A 9,828-nucleotide genomic window follows, 5' to 3' on the forward strand; every position below is an offset into this window, starting at 1 on the left:
AAACAAAAAAAAAAAAAAAAAATACTATAAAATTTGCTTTATTAAACTTAATTAAATATAAGGAGAAAAATGAAAAAAAGCAAATTACTTTTTCTAGGATTTTTACCTGTTTTGGCAACACCGGTTATAGCTCTATCATGTGCAAATCCTGCTAAACCAGAAAAACCAGAAAAACCAGCTGAACCAAAGAAACCAGAAAACCCAGAAACAAAAACCCCTCAACAAAAAACACCTGATAAAGAAGGTGATACTGATAAAAATCCTAATCCAGATAAACAAGGCGATACTGATCAATCAATGCAAGGCGATTCAGAGAATGATAAGCCAATTAAACCAGAAATTGAAACACCTGAATCAATTCAATTTAACAAAGACAAACAAGCAGTAATGCTTTTTGCTGAAAAAATTTCTAAGGTTGATATTTCAAAAGATAACTTTATTGGTGAACTTAAAAAAGAAGGGGCTGCGGCATTTAAAAAACTTGGTAAAAGTGATTATTATTTCAAAAATGTTTTAACAAAAGCATTTTCATTATTAATTAATCTTGACGATATCCTTAAAAATAAGGATAAAAATCCAAATGTAATTATTCAATTATTAGACGAAATTGAAAACATTTTTACAAAAAGCTTATTCAAAGGGCAAATTGATCCTCAACTTAAAAAAGAATTTAACAAGAATGTTAATTTAGGTGTTGAATTGAATAAACTTAATGTTAATTCAGATAAAAAATCAATAGAAGAATTTCAAAAATTACTTGAAGATGAAAAAAAATTAAATGAACTTCTGAAAAAATTTGATATTCAAGAATTTAATTACGAAGAAGAAACCCTTAATAATTCAATTGATAAGGTTAAAATTCTAACTCAAACTGATGTACAAGCAGTAGTTAAAATTCAATTATTAGGAGAAATTAGTAAGCTATTAACAAAGACAGCAAGTGATCTACTTTTCCCTAAGGGTGAAAATTTAAAATTCGAAGAAAAAACACAATAAGAAAAACAAATCGAAGAAGTTAAAACTATTGTTTCTATGGTTAAAAGCTTAAATATAGAAGCAAATGAATCTAGTTTTTCAGACCTTAAGAAAATGCTTGAAGAATACAAAGAAAATTACAAGAAAGATAATGATAAACTTTCTAAATATGGCCTTGAGGGAAACTCATATAATGAAAAATCAATTGACGAAGCAATAAAAACAACTGATGAACTAATCAAACTTTCAAAAATGAATAATCCAAAAGATGGCAATGATAAAAAATACCCAAATCTAAAAATTCAGTTGTTGGATCATTTAGTTAGATTATTAATGCCAAGTAGTGCTGACTTTTTACAAAACTAAAGCCCTAATAATTTTGTAAAGGTTATTATATAAGGTATCCAAATGTGGATACTTTTTTTATAAATTTAGTTAGAAAAGCATAAAAATTTCTAAAAAATTACTAATATAGAATTCTTATTATGCCTCTATTATGTCGATATTATTTATTTTGATTAAATTTTAAGATAAATATAATGAGTTTATTTTTATAAAATAAGTTATTTGCTATAATTTCTAGGTGCAATGTAAAATTGCCTAAAATGTGGAAGAATTTATTAATTCGTTTGAACCACAATTATCGAAAGGATTTTTAAAAATGGCAAAGGAAATAGTAAAAAAAGCTAAATTACAATTTTTAGCTGGACAAGCCAAACCAGGCCCTGCACTAGCAGGTGTTGGTATTAACATGCCTGAATTTACTAAGGCTTTTAACGACCAAACAAGAGATAGAGGTTCGGAACCGGTTCCTGTATTAATTACAGTTTATAAGGATAAATCATTTATTTTTAAATTATTTACTTCACCAACATCATATAAATTGATTCAAGCTTCAAAAATTAAAAAAGGTAGTGGAGTTCCAAACAAAGAAAAAGTTGGTTCAATTACTTTGGAACAATTAAAAGAAATAGCGGAATATAAAATGCCAGATATGAATGCAATAACTCTAGAAGGCGCTATGCATCAGGTTGCTGGAACTGCTAAAAATATGGGTATTACAGTTGAAGGTTATGAAGAATGACTAAAAGGAAGTGCTAACTAATGGCTAAGAGAGTTACAAAGAACGCTAAAGTTTTAAAAACATTAGTTAACAAAAAAGATATTTACCCTTTAGCAGATGCAATTGAATTAGCTAAGAAAGCTTCATTTGCAAAATTTGACGAATCATTAGATATTGCTATTAAATTAAATTTAGACACAAGAAAATCAGACCAACAACTACGTGGAGCTGTAGTGCTACCAAATGGTACTGGTAAAAGCATTAAAGTTTTAGTGGCTACTGATGAAGTTTCAGCGCAAAAAGCGGCATTAGAGGCTGGGGCAGACTTCGTTTATTCATCTTCAGAACTACCAGAAATTTTAAATCAAGATAAATATGAATTTGATGTGATTGTTGCCGATCCAAAAATGATGCTTGTTTTAGGAAAATATGGTAAAAAGCTTGGTCCAAAAGGTTTAATGCCAAACCCAAAAACAGGAACAGTTACAACAAATCCAGTTAAAGCTGTTGAAGAATTGAAAAAAGGTAAAGCAAATTACCGTGCTGATAAGGGTGGAATTATCCATGCCTCGGTTGGTAAAAAATCAATGCCTACTGAATTGTTGGCTCAAAATGCTGAAACCATAATTCAAACAGTTAAGAGATTAAAACCACAAACTGTTAAGGGAACATATGTTTTAAACATTGTAGTTTCTACTTCAATGGGTGCTGCTGTTAAAGTGAAAATCGATTAATTTGTTTTAAAAAAACTTAGCTTTTTGGCTAAGTTTTTTTAAAACAAAAATAATAAAATTAGACCAAACCCATAACAATCGGGGATTAGGTCTAATTTTATTTTGATATATTATTTTAAATTATAAAATGTCTCTCTTCCTTTAAACTTAGCTCTATTGCCTAACTCATCTTCGATTTTTATTAATCTGTTATACTTAGCAATTCTATCAGTTCTTGACATTGAACCAGTTTTTATTTCTCCGGTGCTAAATGCTACTGATAAATCAGCGATAAATGTATCTTCTGTTTCGCCAGAACGGTGTGAGATAACAGGAACTAAATTAGCTTCTTGAGACATCTTGATTGCTTTGATTGTCTCTGTTAATGAACCAATTTGGTTAATCTTAATTAATGAAGCATTAATTGCTTTTTTAGTAATAGCTTCCTTTATATATTGAGGATTTGTTACAATTAAGTCGTCCCCTACTAACTGAACCTTTTCACCATACTTCTCATTCATTGCAATAAAACCGTCCCAATCATCTTCATGGTGTGAATCTTCAATTGAAATGATAGGGTATTTATTAATCAATTTACCAAAGTAATTCACAAGTTCTTTAGTTGTAAATTCGTATTTATTTTTAGCATATTTTTCAAAACCAGCTCTTTTATCTAATAATGCCTTCTTAAATTTCTTAAATACATACTTCTTCGTCTCTGAATCATATAGTTCCGAACATGCAGCATCCAAGCAAATTGCAATCGAATTTACGCCTTCTGTTGCAGGATTAAAACCAGCATCCTTAATTGCTTTAACAAGAAAATCAAGTGCTTCTTCATGGGTATGTAAATTAGGTGCAAAACCACCTTCATCACCCACTTGTGTTCCGTGTCCTGCCTTCTTAAGTAATTTAGCTAATGTATGAAATACTTTATTTGCCATTTGCAGAGAGTGTTTAAATGATTTAGCCCCTACCGGCATAATCATGAATTCTTGAAAATCAATGGTATTTGAAGCGTGTTCACCACCGTTAATAACATTTAACATCGGCACCGGCAAAGTAAATGAACTTGCACTAATTTGTTTTAAAGAAGCCAGATATTCATATAATGGCTTTTTAGCTTCGATTGCAGCTGCTTTTGCGCATGCTAGAGATACAGCTAAAATTGCATTGGCACCAAATTTTGATTTTGTTGGAGTACCATCAGCATCAATCATAATATTATCAATCAACTCTTGATTTTTTACATCATGCCCAATTAATAAACTAGCTATTTCATTATTTATATGATCGCAAGCACTTTGAACACCCTTTCCACCAAATCAATTATCTTCATATTTTGTTCCTTTATCACGTAGTTCTAAAGCTTCCTTTGATCCAGTTGATGCGCCCGATGGCATTAGAGCTTCAGCGAAAGCTTTTTTAGTGGTTATCTCAACCTTAACTGTTGGATTCCCTCTACTATCTAAAACTTCATATGCATATATTTTCTTAATTTTAGACATTCCTATTCTCCTTAAAAATTCTTTAAAAATAAAATTAATTTTCGTCATCTAATAACGTTAATTTTTTTATATATAAATTATAGAATTATTTATTAATTTAGAAGCAACATTATTTATTTTAATAATGTTAATAGTGTAAAATTTTATATTATGGATTTAATAGAAAAAGAATTTAATGATTTCATTGATAAAATAACAGAAATAAGATATGACGACCCGCTCAAAGCGATTTATCTCTTAGATAACTCGAGAAATAAATTTGTTATTGATGCAATGCAAAAAGAAATTGACGCTTTCAGAAATACTATATTATTTCAGATTAAAAAAAACAATTTAAAAACAAAAACCAATTTAGATACTTTATCACTAATTAATTCATTAAAAAACAAAAAAATGGATTATATTTTTATGCTTAACTATAATGAATTAAAAAATCGAGATATAAATGAATATCTATCTGAATTTCAATTCTTTTTTAATGGAGATGGTTTTGACAATGGAGGATTTCAAACGCTAATATATGATTTATTGCAAACAAAGAATGTTGATTACAATTACAAAGTTAATAATATAATAATTAATCCTAAAATAGATGGTTCATTTTTAAAAAATGAGGCAATTGCTAAACTGGAAAAAGAAATATTAACAATTTACAGCAATGATGTAGCAAAAAGCAAAATCGCCAGACAAGTATTCAGTGCATATTTATTCAAAAATTGAATTAATATTTTAAAAAATAAAACTATTAGCGAATATGAAGAAATAATCAACGTTACTAAGGTTTTATTTGGCGAAAGGGATGAAAATTCACTATCAGATAATGAAAAATCATTATATTCATTATTTAAATAAATAATGTTATAATAATAACAATATTTTTTATTCAAGGAGAACAAAAAAATGTCAAGAAAATTCAATGAGGAAAATACCGAATTAATTATCGATTATACCATTAATGGCGAGGAGTGAACCAAGGCCTATGAAAAAGCTCAAAAATCATTAGCTAATGATGTTACAATTCCTGGATTTCGAAAAGGTAAAGCCCCTTTAAAAGAAGCTCTAAAAAGAGTTGATCCATTTAAAATTTTTAATAAAGTAATTCATGATAAATTTGATGATGTTTATAAAAATCATATAATTACTCAAATTAAAGACGAAGATAAAATTATTAATGATTATCACCCTAGTTTTGATGTTAGTGATTATTCTGACCAAGGTGCCACATATGTATTTAGATTCCCTCTATTTCCTAATGTAAATTTAGGTGAATATAAGAAACTTAATACTAAGTTAAACATTGCAAACATTGATAAAAAGATGATTGAAGGTACCAAAGAAACAATTCTAAAAAATTACGCTGTTTCCATTGAATCTAATGAACCAATAAAAATGGGTGATAGTGTAAATTTTGATTTTACTGGTTACATTAATGGTGAAAAATTTGAAGGCGGAGAAGCTGAAAAATTTGACATAGTAATAGGATCAAATCAATTCATTCCTGGCTTCGAAGAACAAATGGTCAATCTAAATCGTGGTGAATCAAAAGATATAAATCTTAAATTCCCTGAAACATATCATGCAAAAGAATTGGCTGGAAAAGATGTAGTCTTTAAAGTAAAAATTAATTCAGTTAAAACAAATAATTACCCAGAGGTAAATGATCAATTCTTAAAAGAAGCAAAAATAAATCCATTAGTAAACACTATCGAACAATTTAATGAATATGTTGAATTTGAAGCAACAAAAGCAGTTTTACAAGTAGCTTCGCAAACCTACACAGATGAAGCAATCAACGAAATCATCAAAAACTCTTCAATAACAATTTCTAACATAATTATTAATGAAGAAGCTGAAAAATATTATAAAAGTTTTATTCAACAGCTAAAACAAAAGGGGATTAGCGAAAGAGATTATTTTGAATTCACAAAAACCAATAAAGAGGATGTTCTAAAAACATATCAAGATGAAGCCTTTAAAAATCTTTTTAAATCATTTGTTTTAGGAAAAATTGTAGATGAGGAAAATCTACAAATCACTGATGAAGAATATGAAAATAAGGTTAATGAAATAGCTAAATCATATAATTTAAAACCAGAACAAATAAAAACCTTCGTTTCAAAAAAATCATTGGAACAAAATGAACTACCGCATAAAATTTTTACTTTACTAGTTCAATTTAGCGATTCTGAAAATTATGAAAAATATAGAAAATTAGAAGAAAATATAAAACAATATGAAAAGAATGTTGAACAAGCTATTGTTAAAATGGTACAATCAAAACCTAAGGACAATGATAAAGAATCAACAACTAAGGCTGACAAGGCTGAAAAATAGATAAACGCAAAAATAAAAATGCAAGATTAAATTCTTGCATTTTATAATTTCTTTTAATTATTCAGCAATAAGTGTATGCTTTGTGTATCAAGCAACAACCCTTTGTGGCAAGATAAAGAAAGTAAAAAACCAAATGTTACAATACCTAATAGTCATTATTTAATAAATGAACTAAATAATTTGTCCACCTGTTCCATCAAATTTCAATCTTCTAGCGCTTATAATGGTGTGGTTTGCAATAAATTTTTGTCTTGCACAATAAACTCATAGTATAGCAATTCCTAATGTAAAAACAAGTGATAAAATAATTCCTCAACGGAATAAAAAACTGTAAAAAATCAATGTTTTAATGCTGAAACCTCATATATTGAAGAAGGCTCATTTTTGTTTGTTTTTTTCCTTTATTTAATCACAATTAAATAATTCTTTTTTTAATTGTGCCTATATAAGGCAGCTGTCTCATTTTTTCTTCTCAATCAAAACCAAAACCAACAACAAAGTCTTCTTTTTGAATAATAAAACCATAATTATCAGGCTCAAATTCCACAATTCTACCACTAGGTTTATTTAATAAAGTAAGGACCTTAAGACTCTTAGGATTTCTAGATTTCAAAATTGACACAACCTTAGTCATAGTTTTTGCTGTATCGACAATATCTTCAACTATTAACACATCACGACCCTCGATATTATTAACAAGATCAAGAATTATCTTAACATTTCCTGATGGTTTGTCTTTCCCGTCATATGAACTAGTTATCATAAAATCCGTAATAAAATCTATGTTAATTGTTTTTATCAATTGAGCATAAAACGGTAAGCATCCTTTTAATAAACCGACAAGAATTAAGTTATTTGAATTTTTATATGTTTCATTAACTCAATTGCTTAGTTCAATTATTTTTGATTCCAATTGTTCTTGGTTGAAAAGAACTTTTTCTATTCGTGGATCAATTGTCTTAACTGCCATTGTTTTTCCTCTTCATCAATAATTTTTACTACTTGCTTATATACCTCATCCTCAGATAAATTGTTTGTATCGATAATTTTGTAATTAAGTTGAAAATCATCAGCAAGTTCTCTAAAAATTTTATAATAATTTTCATGCAAGTTCTTGAAATAATCGTAATTAAGATCTCAATTATCTATTTCAATAGCTCTCCCTCGCTCAAAAATTCTTTTCTTAAAAGTATCAAAACTTATATCAAGAAATATTACTAAGTCCGGTAATTCGCTTTTTGTAATTAACTTAGAAAATAAGGCTTTGAAGCCATCAAAATATTTAGGTTCCTTTTTGCTAAGAATTAACTTAGCAAAAATATAATGTTCAATAGAAAATCTATCCAAAAACAAATGCCGATCTATATCGGGTTTATCTTGCAATTTATTATAAATTTCAATAAATTTTGCTGAATGGTTTTCAATAATAAAACTTTGAAAACTAATAGTTAAATTTTGTTTCTTCTCATATAATCACTTTAAAAAAGTATTGAATACCTCATCATTTTCTTCAAATTCATTCAGTAGTAAAGAATTTTTATAATGATTAGCTAATTTGGAAGAAAGCGAACTTTTTCCCGCAGCAATCATTCCACTTATTCCTATTATCATAAAGACCCCCTAAATAAGAAAACTAAAAATATTTAAATTATTTTACTAAATGTTGTAATCAAAAAATAGTAAAAAAATAAAAAATAGCAATTTGTGTAATATGCTATTTTTTTATAAAAAAATAGTTAATAATTATATTAAAAAACATATAAAGTTAATTATAAATCTATCAATATTTTTGATAAAAAATTTAAATCGTTTTGTATATCATATGCCTTAACCAAATTAAGCATTAAGGCAATGATAGTCATGGGTCCAACACCGCCAGGTACTGGAGTTAAATATGATATTTTGTTATTTATATTAGAAATATCAATATCACCGACAATTAAACCATTTATTCGATGTATTCCTACATCAATAAGGACAACATTATCCTTTAATTTTATTCCGTCCAGGCAGCCACGGCAGCCAGTTGCTACAACAACTAAATCATTCAATAATAAATCGTCCTTCGGAGTATTAATATCATATCTTCTTACATGAGACCCATTTTGCTCAAAATAATCAGCAAGCGGCTTTCCAACTATCTTGCTTTGACCGACAACGGCAATATTCATATTATTAAAATTAATTTGATATTTTTTTAATAATATAACAACACCAAGAGCTGTAGCAGGGAGAAATGAATTAAAATTAGTTAGAAAATTTGCTTCTTGATTCCATTGTGTCAAACCATCAATGTCCTTAGTTATATTAATGCAATTAAGTAAATCTTGTAGATTTTTGACTTTATCCGTTTGCAAAGGAAGCTGAACTAAAAAACCGGTTGTTTCTTTGTTCAGAATATCAATATTATGCTTTATTTCTTCTTCTGATACGTTTCTATTTAATTTTATTAATTTTGTTTTAAACCCAAGGAAATGAGCAATATTTAATTTATGCTTTATATATATATTAGATTCCTCAAGATCACCAACCTGTAATACACCTAAAATTGGCATTTTATCTTCTGCCATGTTTTCAAATTGCTTTTTTATTTTAGTTTGTATTTCTTCCTTAGTTTTTTTACCATCTAAAATATTGTACATTTTTATACTTTTCTAAATGCACCAGTCTTACTTTGCACATTAATTGACGTTGTATCCTTCAATGATTTTGCATAATCCATAGCTTCTTTTTGCGTTTTAAAAACTCTCAAAGCTCTTTGCCCTTTTGGGTTTTTTACTGCCCATCCATCAGGATGATTTACGACTAATCTCACTGCCATTATTTTTCCCCTTTTATTTTAAGATTTACAATAAAAATACTTTATATATTATAAAATCATACATTATTTTTTAATTAAAAATAAGCTATTTTATTTAAAAAAAATAAAAAAACTTTTTTGTTATTAATATATTTTTTTATCAAAAAACCGGATTAAATTATTTTCTAAACTTTCCATCAAAAAAAGCAATAAAATAGGTTTTTACGATAATTGTAAAATTTAACTTAACAATTCAGCGAGATTACAATTGTTATTTTGAAATAAAGCCACCACAAATTAATAATTTCATAAATTTATTTATTTGCTAAATACCTTAATATTTTAAAATTTGCTATTTCCCAAAATTTTAAAAGGCCATTTCTTTCGATATCTTTTGAGTTTTTTGTAAATTGAAAAAAATAAATTTTAAGGAGT

Annotated in this window: 11 protein-coding genes; 6 read left to right on the top strand and 5 right to left on the bottom strand. The window is 27.5% G+C overall.

Annotated features, from left to right (window positions below; translation table 4 throughout):
- Positions 1–69: 69 nt before the first annotated feature.
- From ACWXVM_RS02140 to rplA, 4 genes are all read left to right on the top strand, one after another.
- Positions 70–996 (top strand): hypothetical protein, encoded by a 927-nt coding sequence (locus ACWXVM_RS02140; RefSeq protein ID WP_455994109.1) that lies wholly within the window; start codon positions 70–72, stop codon positions 994–996.
- Positions 997–1,032: 36 nt separating this feature from the next.
- Positions 1,033–1,341, top strand: a complete 309-nt coding sequence (locus ACWXVM_RS02145) for a hypothetical protein (RefSeq protein ID WP_455994111.1) — start codon at positions 1,033–1,035, stop codon at positions 1,339–1,341.
- Between the two features lie 295 nt (positions 1,342–1,636).
- Positions 1,637–2,080 (top strand): 50S ribosomal protein L11, encoded by a 444-nt coding sequence (gene rplK, locus ACWXVM_RS02150; protein WP_438340820.1) that lies wholly within the window; start codon positions 1,637–1,639, stop codon positions 2,078–2,080.
- On the top strand, positions 2,080–2,772 hold the full coding sequence (gene rplA / locus ACWXVM_RS02155) for a 50S ribosomal protein L1 (protein WP_438340819.1): 693 nt from the start codon (positions 2,080–2,082) through the stop codon (positions 2,770–2,772). The genes rplK and rplA overlap by 1 nt, the downstream gene beginning before the upstream one ends.
- Before the next feature lie 110 nt (positions 2,773–2,882).
- Here rplA and eno read toward each other — a convergent pair whose 3' ends face one another.
- Complete coding sequence (gene eno, locus ACWXVM_RS02160) at positions 2,883–4,259, bottom strand: phosphopyruvate hydratase (RefSeq protein WP_455994113.1); 1,377 nt, start codon at positions 4,257–4,259, stop codon at positions 2,883–2,885.
- 150 nt (positions 4,260–4,409) lie between these two features.
- Here eno and ACWXVM_RS02165 point away from each other — a divergent pair, with 150 nt between their 5' ends.
- Complete coding sequence (locus ACWXVM_RS02165; RefSeq protein WP_444705117.1) at positions 4,410–5,111, top strand: hypothetical protein; 702 nt, start codon at positions 4,410–4,412, stop codon at positions 5,109–5,111.
- A gap of 48 nt (positions 5,112–5,159) precedes the next feature.
- The gene (gene tig / locus ACWXVM_RS02170) at positions 5,160–6,593 is read left to right on the top strand and encodes a trigger factor (protein WP_444705116.1); all 1,434 of its coding nucleotides are present in this window, start codon (positions 5,160–5,162) and stop codon (positions 6,591–6,593) included.
- A gap of 415 nt (positions 6,594–7,008) precedes the next feature.
- Here tig and hpt read toward each other — a convergent pair whose 3' ends face one another.
- The 4 genes from hpt to ACWXVM_RS02190 all read right to left on the bottom strand — a co-directional run bounded on the left by hpt (position 7,009) and on the right by ACWXVM_RS02190 (position 9,414).
- On the bottom strand, positions 7,009–7,563 hold the full coding sequence (gene hpt / locus ACWXVM_RS02175; RefSeq protein WP_455994115.1) for a hypoxanthine phosphoribosyltransferase: 555 nt from the start codon (positions 7,561–7,563) through the stop codon (positions 7,009–7,011).
- Complete coding sequence (locus ACWXVM_RS02180) at positions 7,533–8,204, bottom strand: deoxynucleoside kinase (protein WP_455994117.1); 672 nt, start codon at positions 8,202–8,204, stop codon at positions 7,533–7,535. The genes hpt and ACWXVM_RS02180 overlap by 31 nt, the downstream gene beginning before the upstream one ends.
- Positions 8,205–8,362: 158 nt before the next feature.
- Positions 8,363–9,235: a tetrahydrofolate dehydrogenase/cyclohydrolase catalytic domain-containing protein gene (locus tag ACWXVM_RS02185; RefSeq protein WP_455994119.1), complete on the bottom strand. Its 873-nt coding sequence runs from the start codon at positions 9,233–9,235 to the stop codon at positions 8,363–8,365.
- A gap of 2 nt (positions 9,236–9,237) precedes the next feature.
- Entirely contained in the window at positions 9,238–9,414 is a 177-nt protein-coding gene (locus ACWXVM_RS02190; protein ID WP_438340812.1) for a DUF2188 domain-containing protein, read from the bottom strand.
- Between the last annotated feature and the right edge of the window lie 414 nt (positions 9,415–9,828).

This window comes from Mycoplasma sp. 2261 (genome assembly GCF_053851575.1).